The following is a 25896-nucleotide window of genomic DNA, read 5'->3' on the forward strand; positions in this document are numbered from 1 at the left end:
TCCCAGGTGGGGCAACACTACCAGGCCAGTCTTTACCAGATGGCGACCTCACGCGGCCAGGCCGGAGCTGAAGCCAGCATTGTCTTTCTGCTGTATGCCGACGGCGCTGACTATCTATTCCTCCTACACACTCTTCAACCGCAGACTCAACAGGGTCTGCCGGTCTTTGCGCCCTTTACCGTCATGAACCATGAGTCCAAAACGGTCCAGGTCGATGTCCTGTACCCGTAGAAGCAGGAAGGACTATAATCAAACCAAAAATGAGGACGCCTGCTCCGCAGACTGCGCCCATCATTACTATCGTTAGGTGCACCGTGACAAATCCAGTCATTCGGCAAGGAGAAGATCACGATCTGCAATCTCTTTGTCGATTAGATCAAGAGGCGCGGATAGAATCGGACCGAAGGGAGCTAGTTCGAGAAGCAATCTTAGAAAAAAGATGTTGGGTTTTGGAATCAGAGAAAGATATCTTAGGCTATGGAATATTGACACACGGATTTTTTGGTCGCTCATTTCTTGAGTTGATTTATATCGATGAATTACAGAGATCAAAAGGATATGGGCCAACATTGATTTCGTTCCTAGAAGCACACTCGAGATCTAGTGATTTTTTTACGTCTACTAATTTGTCTAACGCTCATATGCAGCATGTGCTTCAAAAACTTGGTTATGAACAGTCAGGGATTATCAATAATCTTGATCCTGGTGACCCGGAAATAGTCTATGTCAAGAGATCGGTGGCACCTAACTATTAATTCAATCAATGGACGCGGCAAGCCGCGCCTATTAACCACGGCGTTATGTATACGAATTCAGTGAGGTAAATATGAAAACAGTTCTTTTCTTTCTATTCTTTCTGATATCAGCATCATCTGTGGGCCAGGAAATAGTTCTCTCGGGCACACCTTCCAAAACTATTGAAATTGACCAATTTGGAGATAGAAGGACATTTTCGGATCCAGCTGAAATTGAGCTAAGAATTACAAAAGACGGTGAGAACTACTATTGGGCAAGTAGAGGCGATATTCTTCTAGCCGTAGCTTCATCCGGAATATACACAACCTATATAGCTGTGGACGGTTCAGGTTACATACGAACAATTAATGAAACTGCAAGAGAAGTATTTTTGGCAGAGTTGCCAGATAATGTGGTTGGTCTCTATACGTATTTTGAACATCTTTCAAATGACTTAACCTCAAAAATAATTTATGGGCGGTAAGCGAAACATAACCATCAAACCAAAAAGGAGCAGGGCTAACGCCCTGCGCTATTATTACAGGCTACATGGACTCCCACAAGTGTCAAGCGCTGATGGTATTAGACCTTAAGGTATAGAATAAAGAGACAGTTTATAACGAATTTTTTTCGGAAGTTCGCCCAATCAAGCAGTCTATCGGTAACGCTTTGCGGCAAAACCGAGGGCAGACAGGTATAACCTTCTGCTTCCAGATCCTGAGTAATTCTTTCGAATAAATCCTCATTCAGAGGCGTAGAGCTGATTAGCAGGTCAGTCGCGTTATGCCTGTCAATCCACTCTTGCGTTTACACAAATAGAAAACACCGACCGCTCGGGTGTCGGCGCCGGATTATGCCACTGATTTATGAATCTGTGGAATCAATTTTCTGGCAGAAAATGGGGAGCTATTAATCCATTCACCAAGCGGTATCCCGGTGAAAATACAGATTGAAATGGCAGCTGGAAGTTATCCCGGTTCATGCAGCAGAGCGCGTCATGTCTGCAAACACAACCACCAGGTGGAGCAGCACAACCAGGCTGGTCAGGACCAGGCGGAAACCCCGGTAGGGTCTGGTGAGCGCCGTTTCCAGCGAGGCATCGGCGCCCCGCTCCGCGACAAACACGACCACATAGCCCAGCATCAGACTCAGTAAGGCCGACCGGTAACTGGCGGTTCCGCCGAGGAGGCTGAACCAGGCCAGCAGGGCGATCCCATTGCTGAGTAGCAGCAGCGCCCAGCGCAAAGGAGACTCCCCGAGGCTGAGGCTGCGACCCCAGAGAACCCCGCCGAGAAAGCTCAGGATGACGGTGCTGTAGCTGACAAACAGGAATCCGGGCTGGAGGGAATAAACCGACCGGCCGCTCAGCACCAGCATGGCGCCGGCAAGGAAAGGAAGCAGACCCAGGTAGCCGAGCCCATTAATGATCAGTCGGGAATTCATGTTCCGGGGTATTACGCTGGCAGGGCAGGAATGGTTCGGCCACCGGGCTTATTGGCCGTTGACTGGCCTGCTGACCGGGCAGGCAGAGTAGCCGCCTTGCCGGTCGCAGGCCCCCGACAGGGAGTTCCCCCTGTCAGTCAATCCTCGGGCAGGGCAAAAGCCGTCAGCGTAGTACCCGAGGGGATCATCACGATCTGGCGGCCATCCAGCATGAATGTCATCGGCGCCGCACCCCAGATGCGTGAGCCGGTCTGGTAATGCCACAGATTTTCGCCGCTGGCCGCGTCGAAAGCCATAAAATTGCCCTCATGATCACCCGCGAAGACCAGGCCGGAGGCGGTGGTCATCACGCCACCGAAGGTGGGCGACGGGTAGGTGAATTCCCATTTGAGTTCGCCGCTGTGGACATCCAGGGCCCGCAGGGCGCCATAGCCCTGATCGGCATCGATGTAGACCACGCCGCCAAAGCTGGATTGCCCGGGGGCGTAGCTGGGCTCTTCGGGCACATAAGTGGCACAGGTCTCGCGCGCGGTCAGGATAAACAGGTCCAGATCCGGGTAGAACGAAGGCGGCATGAAATTGGTGCTGCCCCAGGGATCGGGCACACAGCCCTCGCTGCCGTCGTTGAGCACGATGGGACGGCCATCGGCATCCAGTTCCCTGGCCCAGCTGGTCGCGGTGAACGGCTTGCCAAGCAACAGGTCGCCGGTCGTGCGATCCAGCACGTAAAAGAATCCGTTGCGGTTACCTACCATGACCACCTTGCGGGGTAATCCACGCCACTCAATATTGGCCAGTACCGGCACGTGATTGGAATCCCAGTCATTAAGGTCGTGGGGCGTGAACTGGTAGTGCCAGCGCAACTCTCCGGTATCGGCGTCCAGCGCCACCAGCGAGTTGGAATAGAGGTTGTCACCCGGGCGCAGATCGCCGAAGTAATCGGGATTCGGGTTTCCTACTCCCCAGTAGATCAGGTTGAGGTCCGGGTCGTAGCTGCCATTCATCCAGGTACCGCCACCGCCCCGGGCCAGCACTTCGGGATCGTCCGGCCAGGTTTCACTGCCGGGTTCGCCGGGGCCGGGAATAGTATTGAAGCGCCACAGGCGCTGCCCGGTGGCCGGATCGTAGGCTTCGATGAAACCACGGGTGGCGTATTCTCCGCCGGAGATACCGATGATCACCTTGTCATCGAGCACCAGGGGGGCCAGGGTGGCCGCGTAGCCCTGCCGGTAATCTGCCAGCTCCACATCCCAGAGGATGTCGCCGCTGCGCCGGTCAAAGGACAGCAGGTGAGCATCCAGGGTCACCATGAACAGTTGGTTGCCAAGCATGCCAAACCCGCGATTGACTGGCGAGCTGGAGCCATAAGTCAAATCGTTGGGCAGGTTGCGACGGTATTGCCAGAACGCCCGCCCCGAGCGTGCATCGAGGGCCCAGGCATAGTTGTTACTGCCCGTCACATACAACACCCCGTTGTCCGCCAGGGGGGTCGTCTCGAAACCGCGGCCGCGTGTGGTGGTACCGGTCTGAAAGGTCCAGATCGGACGCAGCTGCCTGACATTGTCAGGTGTTATCTGATCCAGCGGGCTGTGACGCTGGCCGCTGTAGTCGCCGGAATAGGTCAGCCAGCGTTCCGGGTCGGCAAACCCCTGCAGAATATCCTCGTAACTGGGACCGGCCTCCTGGGCCAGCACCGGGCCGGCGATCAGCAAGGCGGCCAGGGGAATTACGAATCGGGATGAAGTGAAACTACGGTTTGGCTTGTTCATGGTGTCGGATCCCGCTTGCTTAGTTGGTGCTCTGGCCGGCCGCGCTGGCCAGATAACTCAGGATGTCTTCAAGTTCGCTATCACTCAGCGCCGATTCGGTAAATCGGGGCATCAGGGAACGCTCTTCGTATTGAATACTGACCAGGTCAGCCTTACGGAAGCCTCGCAGCGCCTGGCTGGTATCCATGATCTGAATGGTAAATGCGTCCTCGCTCTTGATAGTGCCACGAAACTGCCGGTTATCGGCGCCGACCAGTCGCACCGGGCGGAAACCGCGCCGCATGGCATCGCTTGGATTACGAACCGAAAGCTGAAGTGCCTGCTTCGAGCGCTGGGCAGTAATCCGGCTGAGATCCGGGCCCAGCGAGCCACCCGTGCCATTTACCCGATGACAACGACTGCAGCTTCTGGCAAACAGCGTGGCGCCTTGCTGACGATTTCCAGCGTAACTGACCGGGTTGCCGCCACCCCCTATACTCTTCAGGTAACTGACCAGCATCCAGGTTTCCGTATCGGTGTAGCTGTGCGGGGGCATGATACTGCCTGGTATGCCGTTGCGAATGATCTGGAACACACCGGCATCACTGCGACCGGGCGTGGACCACAGCCGCGTCAGATCGGGGGCCTGAATATCCTGTATTCCCATTGCGTCGGCGCCGTGACAGGTGGCGCATTGGGCCCGATAAAGTGAGCCTCCAGCCGCCGCTGCACGGGGATCCGATTCCAGGGGGTTGATGGTCTGGGCGAAAGAAACCGCAGGCAGCAACGCGGCGCCAAGGGCGAACAGCCAGGCAGCGGCCGGGCCGGGCGCCCAGGAACGAGACGCCCGCCTGCGGGTCGCCGGTAAGAGTAATTGCATCATGGTCAGTACTTTTATTTTTAGTTTAATTTTCAGGGAAATGGTAAACATTCAGGTTATTGCTGCCGATGTTCTCGGCCTTATTTTTTGCTTGTTTTTTGTCAGTTCTCTTTCAGACTTCCATTATTAATCAGTTTTCTATTGGTTTCCTGATACCCGCTTCAGCTATTTCTATAAGCTATCGCTCAACTATCACTCAACTATCACTCAACTATCACTTTCAATTTCCGCTTTCAGCTTCCTCAGGCAGGCTCCAGCCAACTCAGCAAGGCTGCCAGGCCGGAGCGAAAAACAGCTGTGAATGCTGTTTTACCATTGAATGGCGGATCAGGGCAAAGAAAAAAGCCCTGATTGCAACGCTGTCCCCAGGACCGTGCACACCTGCCCTGGTTTGCCGCGATTAGGTTGACTTTGCAGACACATACACTATATTGCATGTCTACTGACGTAAAAATGCCATTGTCAGTTAAACGATCAGTCGACAACACCTTGGCAGAAACCCGCAGGCAAACCTGGCCAGGGTCGGTTCAAAGAGTTGTTGCAGTGCAGTTGCAGTAACAAAAGCAAGGCGTAAAGCCAGCGCGCCGATAAGCTAATGAGTCAAGGGGCCAATGAGCCAATGGAGAGTTTGATGAAGAAGAACAACGAGAAGAAAACTTCATTCCTGGAGGTAGCGATTTCCGCCTGCGCGGTAGTTGCATTGGGTGTGGTAGTTTTTGCAACCCAGACAGAGGAAATTTCGGCTCAGGCCAGCAATTTCCAGGGCGGTTCACCGGTAGTGAGCCAGACCCCCGACATGCGCAATATTCGTATCCTGTTTCCTGCCGGCGTGCGCTCATCCTGGCACTCCCACACCTGGGGGCAACTGCTGATGATCGAAGAAGGTATCGGCCTGCACCAGATTCGAGGCCGGGCCATTGAGGAATTTCATGCCGGCGAGCCGTTCTGGACGCCAGCCGGCATCGAACACTGGCACGGTGCACACCCCGATGTGGATGCCCATCAGCTGACCATTTACGAAGGCGACGTTGAGTGGCTGGACCCGGTCACCGACGAGCAGTATCACGGTGTTCGGATTCGTCCCATGAGCCGGTCTGCCAACTGACAGACACACCCGCAGCCGTGGTGATATAACCGCAGTTGCATACGTGGTACCAGTCGCCAGCCTCAGGCTGGCAGTTTTAAAGAAGGACCAGCAGGCCAGACTTGCCGGTCCTTTTTTATTGGCTGCCCGGCTGCTGCAATTGATATAGCCGGCATGGTCTGCTTCAGACTCAGCCCACCAGAACATCCCCTGCAGCCCCTGTCACAATCATGCAAACTGCTTGTTCTAAAGTCCCGGCTCATGTTCTCAGCATTTGTTTTCTCAGTCGGGCTGTACTGGAAGCTGTGCCGACAGTCCCTGTCCCGCTCCGGCGGATTGGGGCCGGTGACCCTCAAGGGGCGCCTGCTGCGCCTGCTGCTGTACCTGCTGTTTGCTCCGGTCTTTCTAATACACTGGCTGGGCTTTCTCCTGGACGAGATCTTTTTTCGTGACTATCGCAAGGTAGCGATCAAGGAACCGGTATTCGTGCTGGGCGTGCCACGCAGCGGTACCACTTTTCTGCACCGCACACTGGCTGCCGATAAAAAGCTGTTTACCTCGGTGTCCACCTGGGAGGTTTTTCTGGCCCCGTCGATTTCCCAGCGCGTATTCTGGCGCCTGCTGGGTCGATTCGACCGATTACTGGGGCGACCGTTCGGTCGCCTGATCAACCACCTGGAAAAACGGCTTTTCAGTGGACTGGAGGGTATTCACGATGTCTCCCTGCAGGCAGCGGAAGAAGACTACCTGCTGCTGCTACCGCTGATGTCCTGCTTCATCCTGTTTCTGCCCTTTACTGAATCCAGTTACATCTGGAACCTGTCACGGCTGGATTGGCAGATGCCGGAAGCGGATCGACAGCGGATCATGCAATTCTACCGGGCCAGTCTGCAAAAGCATCTTTACTTCCACGGTAAAGAGCTCCGCTACCTGTCCAAGAATGCGTCGTTCGCCTCCTGGGTACAGACCCTGCAAAAATCCTTTCCTGACGCACGCTTCATCGTCTGCCTGCGGGAACCTGACAAAGCAGTGCCCTCACTGCTTGGCTCCCTTGCCTCGGGGGCGGAGTTTTTTGAACTTGATCTTCATAGCGGGCGGCTACCCGCACAACTCGTTGAAATGATGCAGTGTTTTTACCAGCACCTGCTCACTGATTGGCAGCCCGACTGGGAGCTGGTACAGATGCACGAATTGAAGTCCGGCATTGACGGACGAATAGCAAGCCTCTACCGCCACCTTGGATTACCAATGACGAGGGAGTATCAGCAAGAACTGGCTGTCCAGGCTGCTCAGGCACGGCAGTTTACTCCCCGGACCAGGCCCATCGATCCCTCTGCGGGTATGGCTGATGTGTATTTCCGGGAGCGATTCCCCTGGTACTACAGAATTCTTGAAGCCTGACCAGAACAATAAATTCAGTGAATCCAACTATGGAAAATTCAGTTACCGCCAGTATCAACCACACTCCACATGATCAGGGGCTGCCATTCATCCCCACCAGCGACCGCTACGCCGGATTGAGAATCGCGGTACTGTCCGATGCCCTGCAGTATCGGAACGGCGTCGACGCTTATTACCGCGACCTGGTCGAGCATCTCGCCCCCCATGTTGAATCCATCTCCCTGCTGACACCCAACGAGGTAGACGGTGACCTTGCCACCGACCTGTTTCACCTGCCCCTGCCCGGTGATGCTACCCAGAGTATATTTTTTCCCCAGCCATCCAGGCTTAACGCCCGGATCAGGGAGCTCGCGCCCAACGTATTGATTTCCGCAACCAATGGGCCGTTCGGCATGTACGGCGTTTACCTGTCCCGCCGTCACGGGCTGAAGCTTATTGCCGGGTTTCACACCCATATCGAGGAACTCTGCCACCTGTACTGGGGCGCCATGCTGGGCTGGTTGACCCGGACCTACATGGAATCCCAGAACCGCATTCTCTTTCACCGGGCAAGCAGTGTAGTGGTCAACAGTCACAGTATGTTAGAACCGGCACGTTTACTGAGCAAAACACAGGTCTCGCTGATGAGCACGCCGCTCGACAGCCTGTTCATGGAGCGTGCCGTGACGCAACCGCGTGATCAGTTAGGCAGGGTTTTTTATGGCGGGAGACTGGCACCGGAAAAAAACGTCGGCGCTATCGTGGATGCAGCCAGGCAGTTGCACTCTGTTACCTTCACCATCGCCGGTGACGGCCCTTTACGGCAGGAGATCGAGACCCAGGCCGCGCAGCTGCCTAATCTGAATTACCTGGGCCTATTACCCCGCGACGCCATGGTCGATCAGATCGATGCCCATGACCTGGTCGTTCTGCCCTCCCACCTTGAAGCATTCGGCACCATTGCGCTGGAAGCCATGGTCCGGCAGCGACTGGTACTGGTATCCAGTGAGTGTGGCATCCTTTCCTGGCCGGATCTGGCCCGCGGACTCTATAGATTCCGGAACGACGAGTCGCTTTCCATGGCACTTACCCGTATCGCCGGGCTTGATCCCCGGCTCCGCCAACACAAGGCCCGACAGGCCCGTATCGAGGCTCTCGCCACACACCGGGATGCGGTGCGGGGCTGGTTAAACCTGCTGGCAGCCCCGCACGATGCCGCCATCTGAGACAAAGCTGCCGCCCGGCAGACGAACAAATGCACAAGCCCTGCGGGCCGTGGTGTCCGTTCATGATGTCATGCCGGAAACACTGCCCGCCGTGGAAACGATTCTCACCCGGTTACAGACCCTGGGGGTTGCACCCATCACAGCATTGGTCGTGCCCGGCCGGAACTGGAGCCAGCAACAGATTAACTGGCTGCGGGAAAAGCAGCTGGAAGGAATTGTCTTAGCCGGCCATGGCTGGTATCACCACGTAGCGCGACGACGCACCCTGTATCACAAACTGCACGGACTGATTCTGTCTCGCAGGGTAGCCGAGCACCTTTCCCTGACGGAATCTGAAGTGGCAGGCCTCATCGCCCGCTGTTATGACTGGTTTATCGAAAAAGGTTTCAGCGCGCCATCACTCTATGTGCCCCCGGCCTGGGCACTGGGCCGGATTCGGCGCCAGACACTGGACGCCCTGCCATTCAGAGTTTACGAGAATCTATCGGGCGTCTATCGGATTGGCGACGACCGCTTTGTCAGGTTGCCATTGACCGGCTATGAGGCGGAGGACCCGCTGCGGGTCGCCTTTCTGTCGGGCTGGAACCGCCTTAATGAATTGCGCGCCAGGAACACGGCTACAGCGTTAAGACTCTCGATCCACCCACTGGATTTCTCCCTGGGACTGGCGGGCCAGATCGAAGCTCAGCTCAAACGAGCAGACTCATTTCTGGGTTATGAGCAACTCTTTGCCACGTGATTGCAGACCAGCTTTAACGTATTTCCCGCCATGAAACGCCCGATTACCTGCGTCGACTGAAAGACGCTGCCATCAGCAACCAGAGGCCAAGCCTCAATGGCAGGCGACCAAAGAATGAACTCACAGCCGGACCGGGTGTCTAAGGTTTTACCTGTTTACCGAATCATCAATATCAGTAAAAGCCCCCTGGAAAGGTAGTGCCAATGATTAGGCTAAGTAAATTTATCACGCTCATCCCCTTCTTGTTTGCCGTTTCAACGGGTCAGCTGGTAGCAGCAGAAAAATGGTGGGAAAAAGCGGCCAGTCTGTTATCAGGCTCTGACGAATCTCAGGAACAGGGTCAACTGAACGGCAGTGAAATCGCCGATGCTTTCAAGCAGGCCCTGCGTATGGGTTCAGAAACTGTGGTCGCCCGGCTGGGCGCTACTGATGGATTCAATGCGGACGCTGCAATCCACATACCTCTGCCGGGTGAACTGGACAGGGTGAAATCGATGCTGGCGTCTGTGGGTATGTCCGGGCCGGTCGACGACCTGGAGTTAAAGCTTAACCGGGCGGCGGAACAGGCGACACCGATTGCCAAAGAGCTTTTTATCCAGGCGATCGCGGCTATGACGTTTGAAGATGTCATGGCGATTTACCAGGGCCCCAATGATTCAGCCACCCGTTATTTCAGGGAGAAGATGTCGCCTGCACTGGCAAGTCAGATGCAGCCCATCGTCGAGGACAGCCTTTCCCAGGTCGGCGCCATTCAGGTGCTGGATCAGGTCATGGGTAGATACCAGGCCATTCCCTTTGCCCGCGACATCGATCTGGACATGACCGACTATGTTGTGCAAAAAGGGATGGATGGTATTTTTTATTACCTGGCCAGGGAAGAAGCCTCAATTCGTGAAAATCCGGTCCGACAGACTACTGACTTACTGAAAAAAGTGTTCGGCGCCAGGTAAAGCCGACACCTCAAGCCTCCCTGAATAAGCAGATGTTCAGGCCTCTTTCCGGGTACTTGTCCTGGAACTCCGCGGCTATCGGCAGAAACTCAACAAACCGCAGTGCAGGCGCGAATTTTTCAAACTGTTCAATCAAAAACCCGGGTCCCTGGTAGGGACTGTTTATGGTAGCAATCACGTCGGCACCCGGCTTGATCAACTTGGGCAGGCGTTTGATTACCGCGGGATAGTTCTTTGCTACATCGAAACTGCCCCGCTGTCGGGTCGGCGGGTCTACCAGGATGCAGTCGTAACGGCCCAGTTGCTGGATTCGTCCCCAGCTGGTGAAGATATTATGGGGCAGGCTCCTGACCAGGGAAGCGTCCTGATTGTTGAGCCGGTGATTGCGCAGGCCCCACTGGATACTGGGCCGACTCATATCCACGCTGACCACCTGTCGGGCACCTCCCGCCACTGCCGCAACAGACAACGAGCAGGTGTAGGCGAACAGGTTGAGTACGTTGCGGCCCTGGCTGTGAGTCTGCAGCCATTCCCGCAAGGGACGCATATCAAGAAACAGGCCGACGTTACGGTTCACGCCTGGCCTGACCTCGAAGCTGAGCCCCCCTTCAACCACTGTGCAGGTTTCAAACTGTTCCCCCCACAGCAGCTCCGCGTCGGCCCGATGCCGCTGGCGCCGCTGCAAAACCACAGACTTGACCTGCTTGTGGACATCCGCAGCAAGAATCTTTTCCAGCAGTTGAGCGGAATGGACCGGCTCCTGGTAAAAAGTCAGCAGTAGAACCGGCGGATACCAGTCGAGGGTGACATGTTCCAGGCCGGGATACCGATGCCCTCTGCCATGAAAGACACGCAAGGGTTCCGGCGCAGGTTGTGACAACAGGCGGCCAAGGTTATCGAGGAGGGGCAGATAGTCGGCGACATCCTCCCCGCCACGCTGCAAGGGTGCTGTACTGTCTTGTGAAGGGAAATCTTTTACTGCCATTGTCCAGCGGGTCTCGACCGGGCTCACTCAGCGATTTATCAGGAAGCTCTGATTCACTGTCGCCAAGTGTAACCCGGCCCGGACATGCTTGCAGTGAGGAAAATCAGTGGCTGTGGCCACCACCCCCGTTTTCAGTGGCTGACATGGCATCCATGTCGCCACCGACAATGGCCATGTGGTGCATCTCGTGGTGCTCACCTGACACCATAAAACCCATGAAGCCCAGCGCCCGGATTTTGGCCACCTGGTCATCCGAGCCGGCCGTAACCGTTACTTCGACACCGTCGACGATTTCCCGGGTCTCTGCGGTCCACTCGGTCTCACTGGTCAGTTGGGCCGCATGAGTGGGAACCATGTGACGAATCGCTTCGAGGGTTCGGCCGCTGCCTGTGACCCGGTAGGTGGCCCCACCGACAACCTCGGTAGTGTCTACCCTGGCGTTGACGGTAACCTCGTGCATGTCGATCAGGTGATCACGCAGCGCAGTGATATTGATCTGGCTCCAGTCCGTGTCCGGGTTTGCTTCCAGCTGATTGACCACCGCCCGGATGGCTGAGAAGGCATCCTGACCGCCGGCCGGGGAAGCATCATGCTGACCACCGCCCATCATCGCGCGCATGCGCTGCCGGCGCTGCATCATGCCACCCTGCCCGTCACCCTGACCCTGCTGCATCATGCCGCCCTGCCCGTCACCCTGGCCATGTTGCATCATACCGCCCTGGCCGTCACCCTGGCCCTGCTGCATCATGCCGCCCTGGCCACCGCCCTGCCGCTGTTGCATCATACCGCCCTGCCCGTCACTCTGGCCCTGGCGAATCATGCGGCCCTGCTCGTCAACCTGGCCCTGCTGCATCATGCCGCTCTGAGAATTACCCTGACGTTGCTGCATCATGGCCCCGTGGCCATCGCCATGACCGGCGCCCCCTTGCTGTTCGTGCTGTTGCAGGGGCTGTGCATCGCCACTGCTCTGGGCCGTGTCAGGCATTGACTGGGAACCATGATCCCCATGATTGTCATGGCCGCTATCCTGTTGCGACCATCCAGGCTGCCCGAATCCCATGACTGCCAGAACCACGGAGCCCAGCAGAAATCGATGAGAAGTATGCTTCATGGCAAAAACCTCGCTACTTTTTGATTGTTGCGTTTACATTCTGTTCGTTGCGTTTACAGTGATTCTTTGCGATCACAAAAGCGATCGTAGATCACTGGATCAGATAGACCCAGATAGCCCAGCAGGCAACCGCCGTAACCGGCGCGATCAGCATCAGTAAAAGCATGTTCTTGATATGTGTCATTGCAAGCTCCTCGTGAAAAAACGGGGGGTCTTCCAACTATAGACCGACCCCCACCAGATAAATGTTACCAACCTCAGGCTTGCTGCTCTGAATCGCTTTGGCGTGTCTGAAGACCAGGCCAAGGACTCGGAACAGACAACTACTACCTAGTCACGTTAGTTGTTGCACAAGCCGTGCCAGAACCTAAAATATTCTCTATCCTGCTGTTTTCATTGTCTTTTAAGAAGAACCTCGGCAACAATCCAGCACCTTGCCCAGTCCCCTGCGACGGGGCTTTGCCATAAACGGCAATAAACAATGTCAATTATGGCGAAGCCCATCAGCCCTGAGCGTGGAGCCAACAGCCCCAGCCGGTCGCAGGCCTGGCAGCTTTGCACCACCCGGGGACTGTGTCAGAATTTGCGCTTTCACACTACAGGCACAACACCTGCACCGGTTCATCAATCAGACAGAGTAAACCTACACCATGAACGAATTCAAGAATGCCACTATCGCACGCCTCGCCAATGTCTACTTCGATGGGCAGGTCACCAGCCGGGCAGTCACCCTGCCGGACGGAGAGCAGAAGACTCTGGGCATCATGCTGCCGGGCGAATATCGATTCAATACCGCCAGCAAGGAATTGATGGAGATCCAGTGTGGCGAGGTTGAAGTTCGACTCGACGGCCAGGAACAGTGGCAAACCTACGGCGACGAGACCAGTTTCGAAGTGCCGGCCAGTTCGGCATTCGATATCCGGGTCAAGTCCGTTACCGACTACTGTTGCTCCTACCTGGATTAAGCCGGCTCCCAACAACTCACACAACCTTCAAACTCTCCAACTCCCTGACTCTCAAAAAAGGCTCGGCACAGTGGCACCCTCCTCCCCACCAATCAGCCGGTTTCCGATACCGGACCTCCAGACTCTGGACAGTGATATCCGCGACCGGATTCTTGCTGTACAGGAAAAATCCGGTTTTGTACCGAACGTATTCCTGGCACTGGCCCATCGTCCTGACGAGTTTCGTGCGTTCTTCGCCTATCACGATGCCCTGATGGAAAAAGAATCGGGGCTCAGCAAGGGCGAGCGGGAGATGATTGTAGTAACCACCTCGGGTCTGAACCAGTGCATTTACTGCGTGGTGGCCCACGGGGCGATCCTGAGAATCCGGGAAAAAAATACCCAGCTCGCAGATCAGCTGGCCACTAACTACCGCAAAGCCGACATCACCTCCCGGCAGAAGGCCATGCTGGATTTCGCCGTCAAGGTTTCCCGCAACGCCTATGAAGTGAGCGATGCGGATTATGAAACCCTGCATCACCACGGGTTCAGCGACGAGGATATCTGGGACATCGGCGCCATTGCGGCGTTTTTTGCCCTTTCCAATCGCATGGCAAACCTTACGTCCATGCGACCCAACGACGAATTTTATCTGTTAGGCCGCCAGCAACAGGCCAGCAGCAGTTAACAATCATTTATCGAGAACCACCAACGCATGCGTAAATCCCAACAACAACTCGCAAAACCAGCCACGATTTGCAGCCTGATACTGATATCCCTGACTGCCTGCACGCCCAGCCCTGCAGTCGATCAGCAGGCCCTGGCGGCTGAAGCAGGGGCAATCAGCCAGCGTTTCGTGGGCACTCTGCTGCCAACGCTTCAGCAAGCGTTGCAGAATGGCGGACCGGCCGCAGCCATCGAGGTGTGTTCCGTGCAGGCCCCGGCCATAGCCTCCGCCCTCAGTGAAGAAACCGGCTGGCAGGTCGGCCGGGTCAGCCTGAAGGCAAGAAACCGCAGCCTCGCCACCCCGGACAGCTGGGAAAGTGCCAGGCTGGAAGAGTTCGATCAGCGCCAGCGGGACGGCGAAGCCGGCCCGGATATCAACACGGCTGCGATAGTTGCTGGAGAATTCCGCTACCTGCAGGCGCAACCGGTCATGCCCCTGTGCCTGAACTGCCATGGTTCTGACCTGTCGCCTGAAGTCAGAAACGCTCTTCAGGTGCACTACCCCGACGATCTTGCCACCGGCTACAGTTCGGGCGAGATCCGTGGCGCCATCAGCTTACGCAAGTCTTTGGAATAATCTGCCAATGTACTGTTAGTACTGGAGAAATCAAAATGAATAAAATATTGCAGACCACGCTGATTGTCGTACTGTTGTTTACATCGTCAATCCTGTCCGCGGACCGGCAGGCTTTGGACGACGAACGTAATGTCGAAGACTCACGGATCCAACACCGCCAATACACATTTCCACCCACCGGCGAGAGCATACCCTATGCGCTGTTCGTTCCTGGCAGCTATAACGAAAGTGACCCGGCTCCTTTAATAGTCTCCCTGCACGGACTCGGCCGCAGTCACGACTGGCTGATGGGATATCATGGCCTGCTGGAGGAAGCTGAAGCTGGTGGCTTTATCGTGGTAACTCCCCTGGGCTATACACGCCGCGGCTGGTATGGTTCACGACCTACCGAAGACCCCCTGGATGGGCAGTACAGCGAAAGAGATGTCATGGAAGTGCTGGGGTTGGTCCGTGAAGAATTCAATGTCGACAGCAACCGCATCTACCTGTGGGGCCACTCGATGGGCGGCGCCGGCACCTACCACATCGCCTCCCGGCATCCGGAGCTGTTTGCCGGGCTGGGAGTCGCGGCCCCCGCCACGCCGGAACCCGCTACCGCAATCGAAGTGCTGGAGAAGATCCGGCACCTGCCTGTCCTGGTATTACACGGGGACAACGATCAGACCGTGCCCGTCGAGCTTACCCGCCGCTGGGTCGCTACCATGAGGGAACTGGGCATGCAGCACATCTACATAGAGATAAGTGGTGGCGACCATTCACTGCTGATTTCCCAGGACGATGAAAACATGAAGAAGTTTACCGACTTTTTTACTATTACGAGGAAAGCCTATTAGCAGGCCGCTAAAAGACTTTCGAGTTGCAAAACCTGTGGACGGCCTTGCAGTGTAACGCCATACGGTGCGACTGGAAGTTGCAGGTTTATTTTTACTGCTAACAACAGGTAATAATGTAACACTACACTAACACTTTGCGGATTCTGACAATTGGTTTCTAACAATCGTTTTCTAACAACAGACCCATGCAATCAGCCCCTTCAGCAAAACCACTTCATCGGAGGACAACCATGTTAAGAACAATAACGGTCATTTCCACGGTACTTCTGTCCACGGCAAGCTACGGCCAGACTGCGCAGGAAATCCTTGAGGAAGTCATAGAGAGGGATCTGGCTCGCAAGCAATCGGTGCAGAACTACATCGTCAACCAGTCCACCCTTGGCCAGCCGATGCTTCTTTATTATGAGAAGGTTCAGCGTGACCTGGGTAATGGCGAGACATTTGAAACGTTCAGACTGGTGCCTCCCAACGAGATTTCCGAACGTCAGAATACCGGCAACATGACGCTGTCTCCAGATGACATGGAGGTATACGCCATGGGCCTGGAACAACTCGGCGCCGGATTGAGTCAGGAAATGGCCAATTCCGGCCTGCCGGTATCCAGCCTCATGGTGCCAGGCTCCTACGATGAACCCTGGGCGTCCCCTGACCCGCGGGTTATGACCGGCAGTATGGCTCTGTTCATGCGCGCAGCTGCGGCAGGCGAAAGAGATCGTCTTGAAAATGGTGTCGACACCGATGTGGCTTCCAATGCAGAGCAGATGCGTCAGTTGATGGCCACTGCCGAACTGGTGGGGAGTGAAGCAGTAAACGGTCTCCCGGCCTTCCACATTCAGGCCAACGATGTGAACTACAGTCAGACCACCAACGGCGACGGTGAATTTATCATAGACACTGTCAGCGTCTGGATAGACGAGGAGAATTACGTTCCCCTGCGCGTGCGCATGGATGGTGTGGCCAATATGGACGGCCAGCCCCAGGACATGTTTATAGAAATGTTGAGCCTGGATTACGAGCAGATTGGCCCTCTCTACGAATCCACCAGACAGGTGATGCGGATGGGCGGTATTCTGACCCCGGAACAGGAGGCGCAGATGGCAGAGGCCCAGCAGCAGATGCAACAGATGGAGCAACAGTTAGCCCAACTGTCAGGCCCGGAACGGCAGATGATGGAGAACATGCTGGGCCCCCAGATGGAAATGATGCGGCAGCTGGTCAATAACGGTGCCATAGAGGTCCAGACTCAGATCCATCGTATCCGCGTCAACGCCGGCCTGCCGGATCAGCTGGAACTGGCCTCCTCGCCGTTCGGCCTGGTAACCGGCTTTCCAGCCGGCGGCACACCAGGGAGCGGCTCACCTGCCCAGGCCAGCGCGGCACCACAGGTTGACCCGGCCGAGCAGCAGGCCTGTCTGCAGGAGAAAATCGAAGCAGCCCAGGCGGCGCAACCCCGTCGGCGCGGTTTCGGCGGCCTGCTGGGCGGCATCGGCCAGGCAGTGAGCCAGCTGGGTAATCTGGATATTGCCGGTCTGGCCAGCAGCCTCTATGAGCCAGGAGCCAGCGACGAAGACATCGAGGAACGGGCCAGAGAACTTGGCCTGTCAGAGGACGATATCGCCGAATGCCGGGCACCCCGGGCAGCAGAGTCCGCCGCACCCGCGTTGGACTTCTGATAAACCAAAGCCAGGCAGTGAATTCTGCCTGGCTTATTGTCTACCCGGTTATCAAAAAGCGATGGCCTGGGCACGGCAACAACCTACAAAGCGAGTACCGGGGCCACTGGTGAACTGATTCAGCAACAATCCGCGACACGAGCCGGTGCTTCCCTCCCGACAAACCCGGGGGTTCGCCAGCCAGTCTGACTTTAAAGAGGGAAAGCTGTGCCTTGCCTGGCGTAACGAGAATAGAAACGGCATTGCACTTCTCTACCGCAACACCTTTACCACAAGAGCAGATAAACCAGCAGATTCCAGGCCAGAATAGAAAACCCGGCAATCAGTTCCAGCCGCCTGGGCATCCCAAGCGGCAGAGCGGCGGGGTAGCCTATTGCTCGCCAGATTTCAGCCTGGCGTCCAGACTCCAGTGGCCCCCGCCCAGACCCGCCGCTACCAGCAGCCCGGCCATTATCGCCATATTCTTGACGAAATTCTGAGTCTCGTGACTGGTCTGCAGTCCCGGCTCCATAGTCCAGAAATCATGCATGACAATACTGATTACGAGGGTGAGTCCCGCCAATAGGAAAGCGATAAGCCTGGTCTGGAAACCCGCGACCATTGCCAGTCCGCCGCCGACCTGGAGGATAATTGTCAGCACCAGGAAGAATGGTATGAGGACCATACCGTGGTCGGCCATATACTGGCTGTTACCGGAAAAATCAGTGATCTTGTTTATACCTGGGAGGATGAAGTAGATACCCAGCAGAACCCTGCCGGCGGCGGACATCAGGTTTTCAAACGGTTGTTGTAAATTACCCATAGTTATTGCCTCTCGATAGAAAAACCTAGTAAACCCCGGGCCGAACTGCGCTGAGGAATCTTGATTAAAGCAGCCTTTACGATCAGAGACCCCTGATTCAGGCATCTCATATAAAGCTGTCCGTGTTCCAAGGTTGTGTGATTCAGATATCGATTAAAATATCTTCGTTTAAGATGCCTGAAGTGCCGGTCTCTCTGGTTAATGACCTTAATGCTCTGCAGTGATCTTACGAGCGCCACGGCAATTGTGCAGCAGCCCCCCTAGATCAGCTGTATAATTTCGCCGACATCTGGAAACCTGCCCTGCTGGAATTTCGAAAAGACCAGCTCACCATCACAACGCACATCGAAGACACCACGGCTCCCTGGTGTCAGCTTCACGTTGGCGTCTGTTACCTCTCTTATCTCAGCCGACACACGGTCAGCCTGGGGAAGGTAGTTTCAGGCGCTGCAATAAAGAATCTCAACTTCCATCGTAGCTCTCTTGAAAAAGTCAGCTTTCGGCAAAAGAGGCAATCCACTGGTAATCAACCGGTTGACCCAGATCGATGTTTGCCACCTTTCCCTGCAGTGGGTACTTCAGGCCTGTGGCGCAATTGAACAACACCACCTTTTCATCCCTGGCTATGCGGCCGCTGGATAACTCCTGCTTGAGAGCCGCCAGTGTCGCGGCGCCTTCAGGACACAGCAGAATGCCCTCTTTTCTGGCACACTGACGCTGTGCCTCCATGATCGCTGCGTCGCTGACCGCAACCGCAAAACCCTCGCTCTCGCGAATGGCGTCGAGTATCAGAAAGTCGCCTACCGCGACTGGAACCCGGATACCAGCGGCAACGGTTGCGGCGTTCTGCCACAACTCGGCGTGTCTTGTCCCCTCCTCGTAGGCTTTGACGATAGGCGCGCAACCTTCCGCCTGCACGGCAACCATGCGCGGGCGCCTGCTGCCAATCCAGCCAATGGCCTCCAGTTCAGAAAAGGCTTTCCACATACCGATCAGGCCCGTGCCACCACCCGTCGGGTAAAGAATTACGTCTGGCACCTCCCACTCGAGCTGCTCGGCCAGCTCCAGGCCCATCGTTTTCTTGCCCTCAATCCGATAAGGTTCTTTCAGCGTCGAGGTATCAAACCAGCCCATCGCCTGCTTGCCCTCTCCCACGATCCGGCCGCAATCGTTGATCAGGCCATTGACCAGGAAGGTATGCGCGCCGAGGTAAGCGATCTCATCGATATTGACCTGGGGTGTATCCTCAGGGCAGAAAACAAAGGATTCGATACCCGCCGCGGCGCAGTATGCTGCCAGCGCCGCGCCGGCATTTCCATTGGTCGGCATGGCCATGCGTTGCACGCCCAGCTCCTTGGCCATGGATACCGCCAGGGCCAGCCCCCGGGCCTTGAAAGAACCGGTAGGCAGGCGGCCTTCATCCTTGATAAGTATCTCACCACAGCCAAGTGATGCCCGGAGCCGGTCTGCCGGCAACAGGGGCGTCATGACTTCGCCCAGGCGAATGACATGCTGCGACTGGCGAACCGGCAGGAATTCCCGGTAGCGCCAGAATTCCGGCAGGCGCTCCCGCAACGCGGCTTTGCTGACCGAGCGACCCAAAGCATCAAGATCGTACCGGACCAGTAGCGGCTTGCCGGCCTCGGACAGGCCGTGCAGTTGATCAGCCGGATAAGTCTGCCCCGTATAACCACACTCGAGATGGGAAACGAAAGTGGGAAATTCTTCGGTCAAATCAGGTGTCCTCATCCGCTAAAGGGTAACTGTTTGTTGTCTGTGTAATGGTCGGGTTGCAGGCCGATAACCTCTGTAAGGCCAGGAACTCAGCATACTGACTCCCCGTTCACGAACCCGAAGGCACCGGTTTGCTGCTCCGATACCACTTTCGAGTCTCTCCGGGTGCTTTTCCTGCTGTGTCAACTGGTACCCTTTCAAAGGCGTCTTTTGCTGGTGCCAGGCGCTACTTCAGCAGGGCAAAGAACTCCCTTAAGCGTGCTGCATTCTTGCCCACATCACTGACGCCGACGCGGGACAGGGAACGGGCATTCAGCACTGTTTCGTTCCCCTCGCGGGTAATGTAAATAACCACATCGTCCTTGAAGCGAAACCAGAAGGTAGTGTCTGTTGCTTCAATACGACCCTCGTCGCGGACCGCCGCCACGATATCCCAGCCCAGACTCTCGGCCGCTTCCACAGCCCGGGTGAAAATTACATCGACCGATTCGCTGAATCGCTGCGGCACGATATCGGGGTAAGCTTCCTGTTGCAGCTGTGCCAGCAGTGCGGGAGTCAACTCTGTCTCACTGTTGAGTCTGCCACTGCCGTATTCCATGGAATTGGCCGCATCGGCCCGCAGCGGCGCAATGGCCACATACTCCGGAGGGTTCACCGTATCAGTGGTGATATCGTGGATTGGCGGGGTCCCCTCGGGTGGACGAAAGCTTTCCGGCACGAAGTACGCCAGGGCCGCGACCACGGTACCGGACAAAGCGAGGATTGCCAGACGCTTGCTGTTGCCCCATTTGAATCCCAGCGCACCGGCAAAGGCCAGCACGGTGACCACCAGCCCGGCGATTGCCACCTGATCCGCTATGGGATTAACCCGGCGCAGAATGTCGAACCCGGACCTGAAATCGGTCATACCGAGCCACACCCCCAGAGGGCCGGACAGCGCGTACAAGCCCAAGCCGATGCCCGCGGCTGCGGCCAGTACGGCCAGTATATTGATAACCTTGGCGGTAGTGCCCAGTGTACCCTGACTGTCGCTCACTGATTTTCTCCCCTGACTGTATTGAATTTGTTGTGCATGGAATCGTTCTGCAGTCAGCCTCTCAGGCGACTGAACCGCCATGATTACCGGCCGTTGACACACCACAGGCTGATCAAATACCACTAAGATTCCGATCAAATGCTGACCAAAAGGAGCTTACCAGACCAAAGGCAGCAGGCGCTATCTAATATCAGATGGCCCGGCAAGCACCCAGACAGACAGCATAGACCGGGCCGCTCTCCCCGTACCCCGGCCACGGGAAATGCCGGACACCTGTGGACGGCGCAGTCCACTGCCGCTATGCTGACCAGACAGAACAACAACACTCCAGGGGCTCAAGGAGACTGATAATGAAAAAGCTTACCATCCCTCTATTTTTACTGGTCCTGAGCTGGGTTCCTCACACGCTTGCCCAGCTCGCCGTGCCTAACGCTGAAGGCCTCACCTACGGCCACGTGCATTTGAATGTCAGCGATGTGGCCCTGCATCAGAGGTTATGGGCCGACCTCTTCGACGCCGAGATCGTGCAGAAAGGCCCCCTGACCGCGATCAAGTTCCCCAACATGATAATTCTGTTGCGCGAGAATCCACCGACCATGGGATCCCGTGAAACCGTGATGGACCACTTTGGCTTCAAGGTTCGTGATATCGAGGACTTTCTGGCCAAGTGGCGCGCCGCCGGCTACGAAGTAGAGAGCGAGTTCATCGGCGCCGAAGGACAAAAGAACGCCTATGTCATGATGCCGGATGATGTTTACGTGGAATTACAGGAAGACCAGTCTCTGCATGTGGAGGTCATGGGTTACCACATTCATTACTTTACCGATCAATATGAAGAACTGTTGAAATGGTACACCGATGTCTTCGACATAGAGGTGAGGCCACGGGGACGCATAGAAACCACCACCAACACGCCCGGCATGAACCTGAGCTTCGGAAATTCCCGCACCCCCCGTGCCGGCACACAGGGCGCCGCCATTGATCACATCGGCTTCGAAGTAGAGGACCTGGACGCCTTCGCTGCCAGGCTGGCTGCCAAGGGCATTGAGCTGGACGCTCCGATACGGGAAATCGCCAGCATAGGGTTGAAGATCGCTTTCCTCACCGACCCCCAGGGCGTCTACATCGAACTGACCGAAGGGCTGGATAACTACTAGGGGAGTCAATAATTGGGTAATAATTGGGGTCAGAGTAAAAATACAGTACTGTATTTTTTCTCTGACCCCAATTATTCTCATCTGTCTCAGACCTACTCCAGATCAGCCCGGTTGCGAATCCAGAACAATTCATCCTTCTGCTCACGGGTCAGCGTGATATCCACAAACAAGGTGCGGTTCGGCTGAAAAAACTCCCTTACCTGCGCCGGGGTTAATACCATCTCACCAATATCCTGATCCCCGAAGGTCCGGTAGCCGACCAGGTTGTTGTCATCGCCCAGGTCGGGCATGGCGGACAGGCTGATGCAAAGGTTCTTGTTGTGTTTGTTCAGCACTTCATTCAATCGATCGGTATTGATCAGAAAGCTGCGAAAGGCGGCATTGTCGCCATAGGCATGTACCTTTCGAATAGCCTTTTTGTTGAAGTCCTCAGCAAGCTCGTCTTTATCTCCGGCATCGGTGTCGTGATAAAACTCAAGCACATAATCCTGCACTTCAAAGCCCTGATCGTCGTGTACATGAAACACTGTGTTCTGGAAGCCGTGCTTGTAGTCCCTGGATTCCTCTGCGTATTTCTTCATTACTTTATTCGTGTTGCTGGTACACGCATCCACCCAGCGATCAAAATCTTCCGCATTAGTGATCCCCAGAGCCTCCACGATGGCGTTCAGAACCGACTTCCTGGCAGTCGCGTTGTCGTCCTTATAGGCCACTGTAGAGTGGGTACAGTCATCAACCACCAGAAACGCAGTCTTTCCCTTTGAGTCCTTAATGGCTTTAACCTTGGGCTTGCGGTCACCGGAGGGAAAGTGGATATCAACCCTGGCACAATTCAGGTTTGCCGTACTCACATACACGGTGCCGTCACTACCCGGTTCATTGGCGATCGATTTGATGCCTTTGTAGCCGGTGTTGCCAACGATCACCGTAGTTCGCACGCCGGTCGCGGAAAACAGGTTGTTGGTGAAGCGATCCCTTTCAGCCAGCCTCCAGCTATAGGGACTGGCCATCTCAAGTGCCTTGAGAATGTGAGTGCCCGTGTTGAACCGCTTTTTCGATTTGAACCCTTTGAATACACGGCCATAAAAGGCTCGCCCCTTGTGTGCCAGTGGCGAGCCAATGTTGGCAGGCGCGAGCATAATCAGGTTATTAACCGGCGGCTTCAGAGATCTGATGGCGTATTCGCTATCCAGCCAGTCGCGTACGATCAGTCCACCCGTGGAATGAATAATGACATCGGCACCTCTGGATTCTTCCGGTAACCTCTGCTGCTTCCAGGCCCTGGCGAGCCCCTGCACCAGATCCGCCATCTGTACGTCGTCATCCAGTGAGACATAGTTGCCCAGATACAGGTTTTCGACAGATCGATCAGTGCTCTGCTCGATAGCGTCGGCCAGAGGGCGGAAGGACTCCGCCTCGTCGCTCCAGCCATGGATAATAACCAATGGTTTCATAGTGGAACCCCCCGATATTTATGGGATAAGACTACCGCCAGGTTCCTTACGATGCAATGCCGGCGTTACGTACGAGAGAGTTAAAGAGGGTAGAGGCTGGAGTAGATAGATAATCGGGGTCAGAGTAAAAATACAGTACTGTATTTTTACTCTGACCCCGTTTTTACGGCTGCTATGGGACCGCGGCTGCATCCACTTCTTCGCGGCGGGCACCTGCCAGAATAGCTGGCAGGGCGTAATTCCCCTCGTGACAGGCGTACTCGTAAATCTGGTCATCGAGCGTTGCCATCGGCATTTCTGCCGTCCAGGGTTGCGTGTACAGTTCGGGATCATCGACGGTGAAGGAATAGTGGATCCTGTCGTCGGCGACGCGAGTAAAGCGCTCTGTTAAGGTCACATTCTCCGAGATCAGAAATTCCTTTACCTGCCAGGGATTGAAATTCCTGCTCACCACTACCAGGGTATCCTCTTCGTAGTAGCCGATAGAGTCTCCCAGCCATTGCTGGAAGGGCAGATTCCGGAAATCCTGATCGATACGCACAATACGGGCGTTGTGCACCATTTCCGCCAGCAGTACCACGTGGGTTGGAGACTGCACAATCTGCATATTGTTGTTGTAGAAGCTGCTGATGAAGGGGGTGGTGGAGGCATAGCTTACCAGACACCGGTCGGCCAGCGCGCGACCCTCCGGCCCATCACTGCTATCCCTGCCCATCAACAATCTGTTCCGCTGGGATTGCCGAATATCCTGGGCACCTTCTTTCCAGGGGATCTGCCCGTCTGCCGGGTCCACGATAAGCGAGGTGCGGTACTTGCCGTTCATAAACGCGAGCGTATCGCCCGGCGCAAACCAGAAATCATTGTAGGCGCCAACGGCGCCGCCGGTCGGCCCTTCGGCACCGGTTTCCGCCAGAAATTCGTTGTATTCCGCCGTGGAGACCATTTTTTCCAACATGGTCTGCTCATCTATTTCCAACTGGCCGCCATAAATCTCCGGCCTTTGTAGAGAAGTTCGTGTTTCATAGGTCCAGATTCCCTGCACATCGGGCACACCGAAGGAAGTCCTTGGCGGTACATACTCTTCGGCTGCCATGGCAAAAGTCATGGCAGTGGATAAAATCGTGAGCCCTGTAAGGCAGAATAGTTTTTTCATGTTAAGAAATCTCTGATTAATGCTCTTTTCGCCTGAGCAACTGGTTTTCCCTTAGCCCTCTTTAGCCCGATTAGCCCGATCAGCCCGAGCACCCGTGTTTCTGGAACTCTGCGGAACCGGCGTGGCTGTTATCAGTGTCTCCTGTTCATGAGTGCTTAAATGTCTGTCAGCTTCATACCGAGCTCCCATTAACAGGCGGTATCAATACCGGCTTTCTGTGCCTGAATGCGCCAGTTGCCCGACTGGAACCACCGTGTACCCCTCAACGCAGGAGGCCTCGCCAACGTCCATCTTACTGAATGGCGACGTGGCACGCCAAGAAATCATTCTGGCGTTTCTAATCTGAGTAGACTCATAAGGAACCTCTGATCAATTATTCATATACTCTGAATAATTAGTAAAAGGTTCCATAAGCTTAGATTACGCCCGTGGAGCGTGTTATCTTTCCAGCAACCAAAGCCCAGGATAGCGACCACAGCCGTCGCTGGAGCGTGCACATAATGAAGAAAATCGGCCATATACTCCCTGTTTTTGCTCTGCTTTTTCTGCCTGCCGGGGTTGCCATGGGGCAATCGGCGGATAATTTCCAGGCACCACGCAACGAATTTGGTCAGCCGGATCTAAGTGGCGTCTGGAATTTTTCCTCCAACACGCCCATGCAGAGGCCGGAGCGGTTTGGAAACCAGGAATTCTGGACTCCCGAACAACTGGAAGAGGAGTTGGAACGTCAACAGGCGGCGGCAGCGGCAGCCGAGGCCAGAGCTGCCCGACTCAATGTTGACCCCGACCTGCCACCTACTGGCCCTCAGGTAATCGGTTACAACGATTTCTGGGTAGAAACGGCCGGTCTGTCAGAAAATGTCCGCACTTCTCATATAATCTACCCTTTGAACGGCCGGGTACCGCCGGCACTGGAATCCGCACCGGTTCAACGGGGCGGGCAGATAGACGATATTCCCGGCACGCGCCCGGTTCGTTATCCGGTCGGTGGTATTGCCAAGGATGGTCCGGAGGACCGCGGCCTGTCAGAGCGGTGTATAGTCGGCTTCAATTCAGGGCCGCCGTTCGTACCCAGTCTTTACAACAATAATGTCCAGATATTCCAGAACAAAGACACCGCAGTGATTCTTACGGAAATGATTCACGACGCGCGAATAGTGCCCCTGGCAGATAAACCGCCGCTGCACGACGCTATCCGCCTGTGGTCCGGCGACTCACGAGGCTACTGGGATGGAGACACCCTGGTAGTTGAAACCCGTAACTTCAATGGCCTGCGTCAGACCTTCGCCAGCACCGGCGCCAACCACGACATGGTGCTGACGGAACGTTTTACCCGGACGGCTTATGACACGGTCAACTACGAATTTACCATTGATGATCCGGCAACCTTTACAGATAAAATTACAGCCATTGTTCCCATGACCAAGGTCGCGGGTCAGATTTACGAGTACGGCTGCCATGAAGGCAATTACGGCATGCTCAATACCCTGCGGGCCGCGCGCATGGCGGGGGAATGAAGCCGTCTG

Annotated in this window: 24 protein-coding genes and 1 pseudogene; 14 read left to right on the forward strand and 11 right to left on the reverse strand. The window is 55.6% G+C overall.

The features are described 5' to 3' along the window. Positions 1–144 precede the first annotated feature (144 nt). Positions 145–237, reverse strand: a pseudogene (locus tag R3F50_04885) (recombinase XerD). A gap of 23 nt (positions 238–260) precedes the next feature. On the opposite strand from R3F50_04885, the gene R3F50_04890 reads away from it, so the two are divergent. Together R3F50_04890 and R3F50_04895 are read left to right on the forward strand one after the other, a co-directional pair. Then, a complete protein-coding gene (locus tag R3F50_04890; protein ID MEZ5489638.1) occupies positions 261–755 on the forward strand; it encodes a GNAT family N-acetyltransferase in 495 nt (164 codons plus the stop codon). A gap of 71 nt (positions 756–826) precedes the next feature. Further along, positions 827–1219, forward strand: a complete 393-nt coding sequence (locus R3F50_04895; protein MEZ5489639.1) for a hypothetical protein — start codon at positions 827–829, stop codon at positions 1217–1219. Positions 1220–1713: 494 nt separating this feature from the next. On the opposite strand, the gene R3F50_04900 is transcribed toward R3F50_04895, so the two are convergent. From R3F50_04900 to R3F50_04910, 3 genes are all read right to left on the reverse strand, one after another. Further along, positions 1714–2178, reverse strand: a complete 465-nt coding sequence (locus R3F50_04900; GenBank protein ID MEZ5489640.1) for a DUF3429 domain-containing protein — start codon at positions 2176–2178, stop codon at positions 1714–1716. A gap of 137 nt (positions 2179–2315) precedes the next feature. Continuing rightward, positions 2316–3947: a PQQ-dependent dehydrogenase, methanol/ethanol family gene (locus R3F50_04905; protein MEZ5489641.1), complete on the reverse strand. Its 1632-nt coding sequence runs from the start codon at positions 3945–3947 to the stop codon at positions 2316–2318. Between the two features lie 19 nt (positions 3948–3966). After that, on the reverse strand, positions 3967–4857 hold the full coding sequence (locus R3F50_04910) for a c-type cytochrome (GenBank protein MEZ5489642.1): 891 nt from the start codon (positions 4855–4857) through the stop codon (positions 3967–3969). Positions 4858–5437: 580 nt separating this feature from the next. Here R3F50_04910 and R3F50_04915 point away from each other — a divergent pair. From R3F50_04915 to R3F50_04935, 5 genes are all read left to right on the forward strand, one after another. After that, on the forward strand, positions 5438–5911 hold the full coding sequence (locus R3F50_04915) for a cupin domain-containing protein (GenBank protein ID MEZ5489643.1): 474 nt from the start codon (positions 5438–5440) through the stop codon (positions 5909–5911). A 240-nt stretch (positions 5912–6151) separates the two neighbouring features. Then, positions 6152–7291: a sulfotransferase gene (locus R3F50_04920; GenBank protein MEZ5489644.1), complete on the forward strand. Its 1140-nt coding sequence runs from the start codon at positions 6152–6154 to the stop codon at positions 7289–7291. 29 nt (positions 7292–7320) lie between these two features. Beyond that, the gene (locus tag R3F50_04925; GenBank protein MEZ5489645.1) at positions 7321–8496 is read left to right on the forward strand and encodes a glycosyltransferase; all 1176 of its coding nucleotides are present in this window, start codon (positions 7321–7323) and stop codon (positions 8494–8496) included. Next, complete coding sequence (locus R3F50_04930) at positions 8483–9235, forward strand: polysaccharide deacetylase family protein (GenBank protein ID MEZ5489646.1); 753 nt, start codon at positions 8483–8485, stop codon at positions 9233–9235. The genes R3F50_04925 and R3F50_04930 overlap by 14 nt, the downstream gene beginning before the upstream one ends. A gap of 203 nt (positions 9236–9438) precedes the next feature. Then, complete coding sequence (locus R3F50_04935; GenBank protein ID MEZ5489647.1) at positions 9439–10185, forward strand: DUF4197 domain-containing protein; 747 nt, start codon at positions 9439–9441, stop codon at positions 10183–10185. 10 nt (positions 10186–10195) lie between these two features. Here the strand turns inward: R3F50_04935 and R3F50_04940 are convergent, their stop codons facing one another. Both R3F50_04940 and R3F50_04945 read right to left on the reverse strand, forming a co-directional pair. After that, positions 10196–11170, reverse strand: a complete 975-nt coding sequence (locus R3F50_04940) for a class I SAM-dependent methyltransferase (GenBank protein MEZ5489648.1) — start codon at positions 11168–11170, stop codon at positions 10196–10198. Between the two features lie 103 nt (positions 11171–11273). Further along, entirely contained in the window at positions 11274–12281 is a 1008-nt protein-coding gene (locus tag R3F50_04945) for a hypothetical protein (protein ID MEZ5489649.1), read from the reverse strand. Between the two features lie 650 nt (positions 12282–12931). Between R3F50_04945 and R3F50_04950 the strand changes: the two genes are divergently transcribed. From R3F50_04950 to R3F50_04970, 5 genes are all read left to right on the forward strand, one after another. Beyond that, positions 12932–13246, forward strand: coding sequence for a pyrimidine/purine nucleoside phosphorylase (locus tag R3F50_04950; protein MEZ5489650.1), 315 nt, complete (start codon positions 12932–12934; stop codon positions 13244–13246). Positions 13247–13316: 70 nt separating this feature from the next. Next, entirely contained in the window at positions 13317–13913 is a 597-nt protein-coding gene (locus R3F50_04955) for a peroxidase-related enzyme (GenBank protein MEZ5489651.1), read from the forward strand. Positions 13914–13940: 27 nt separating this feature from the next. After that, positions 13941–14528 carry a DUF3365 domain-containing protein gene (locus tag R3F50_04960; protein MEZ5489652.1) on the forward strand — a complete coding sequence of 196 codons (588 nt, stop codon included), beginning with the start codon at positions 13941–13943 and terminating at the stop codon, positions 14526–14528. Positions 14529–14563: 35 nt separating this feature from the next. After that, positions 14564–15361, forward strand: a complete 798-nt coding sequence (locus R3F50_04965) for an alpha/beta fold hydrolase (GenBank protein MEZ5489653.1) — start codon at positions 14564–14566, stop codon at positions 15359–15361. Positions 15362–15591: 230 nt separating this feature from the next. Continuing rightward, a complete protein-coding gene (locus tag R3F50_04970) occupies positions 15592–17034 on the forward strand; it encodes a hypothetical protein (GenBank protein ID MEZ5489654.1) in 1443 nt (480 codons plus the stop codon). A 370-nt stretch (positions 17035–17404) separates the two neighbouring features. On the opposite strand, the gene R3F50_04975 is transcribed toward R3F50_04970, so the two are convergent. From R3F50_04975 to R3F50_04985, 3 genes are all read right to left on the reverse strand, one after another. Continuing rightward, positions 17405–17836: a DoxX family protein gene (locus R3F50_04975; GenBank protein ID MEZ5489655.1), complete on the reverse strand. Its 432-nt coding sequence runs from the start codon at positions 17834–17836 to the stop codon at positions 17405–17407. A gap of 492 nt (positions 17837–18328) precedes the next feature. Further along, positions 18329–19585 (reverse strand): threonine synthase, encoded by a 1257-nt coding sequence (locus tag R3F50_04980; GenBank protein MEZ5489656.1) that lies wholly within the window; start codon positions 19583–19585, stop codon positions 18329–18331. Positions 19586–19796: 211 nt separating this feature from the next. Then, on the reverse strand, positions 19797–20606 hold the full coding sequence (locus R3F50_04985) for a DUF1499 domain-containing protein (protein ID MEZ5489657.1): 810 nt from the start codon (positions 20604–20606) through the stop codon (positions 19797–19799). Between the two features lie 350 nt (positions 20607–20956). Here R3F50_04985 and R3F50_04990 point away from each other — a divergent pair, with 350 nt between their 5' ends. Next, positions 20957–21763, forward strand: a complete 807-nt coding sequence (locus R3F50_04990; protein MEZ5489658.1) for a VOC family protein — start codon at positions 20957–20959, stop codon at positions 21761–21763. Positions 21764–21855: 92 nt separating this feature from the next. Here the strand turns inward: R3F50_04990 and R3F50_04995 are convergent, their stop codons facing one another. Together R3F50_04995 and R3F50_05000 are read right to left on the reverse strand one after the other, a co-directional pair. After that, entirely contained in the window at positions 21856–23217 is a 1362-nt protein-coding gene (locus tag R3F50_04995) for an alpha/beta hydrolase (GenBank protein MEZ5489659.1), read from the reverse strand. Positions 23218–23389: 172 nt separating this feature from the next. After that, on the reverse strand, positions 23390–24370 hold the full coding sequence (locus R3F50_05000; GenBank protein ID MEZ5489660.1) for a hypothetical protein: 981 nt from the start codon (positions 24368–24370) through the stop codon (positions 23390–23392). Between the two features lie 500 nt (positions 24371–24870). On the opposite strand from R3F50_05000, the gene R3F50_05005 reads away from it, so the two are divergent. Next, positions 24871–25887 (forward strand): hypothetical protein, encoded by a 1017-nt coding sequence (locus tag R3F50_05005; protein ID MEZ5489661.1) that lies wholly within the window; start codon positions 24871–24873, stop codon positions 25885–25887. The last annotated feature ends 9 nt before the right edge of the window (positions 25888–25896 follow it).

The organism is Gammaproteobacteria bacterium (assembly GCA_041395725.1).
Lineage (GTDB): Bacteria > Pseudomonadota > Gammaproteobacteria > Pseudomonadales > Pseudohongiellaceae > NORP240.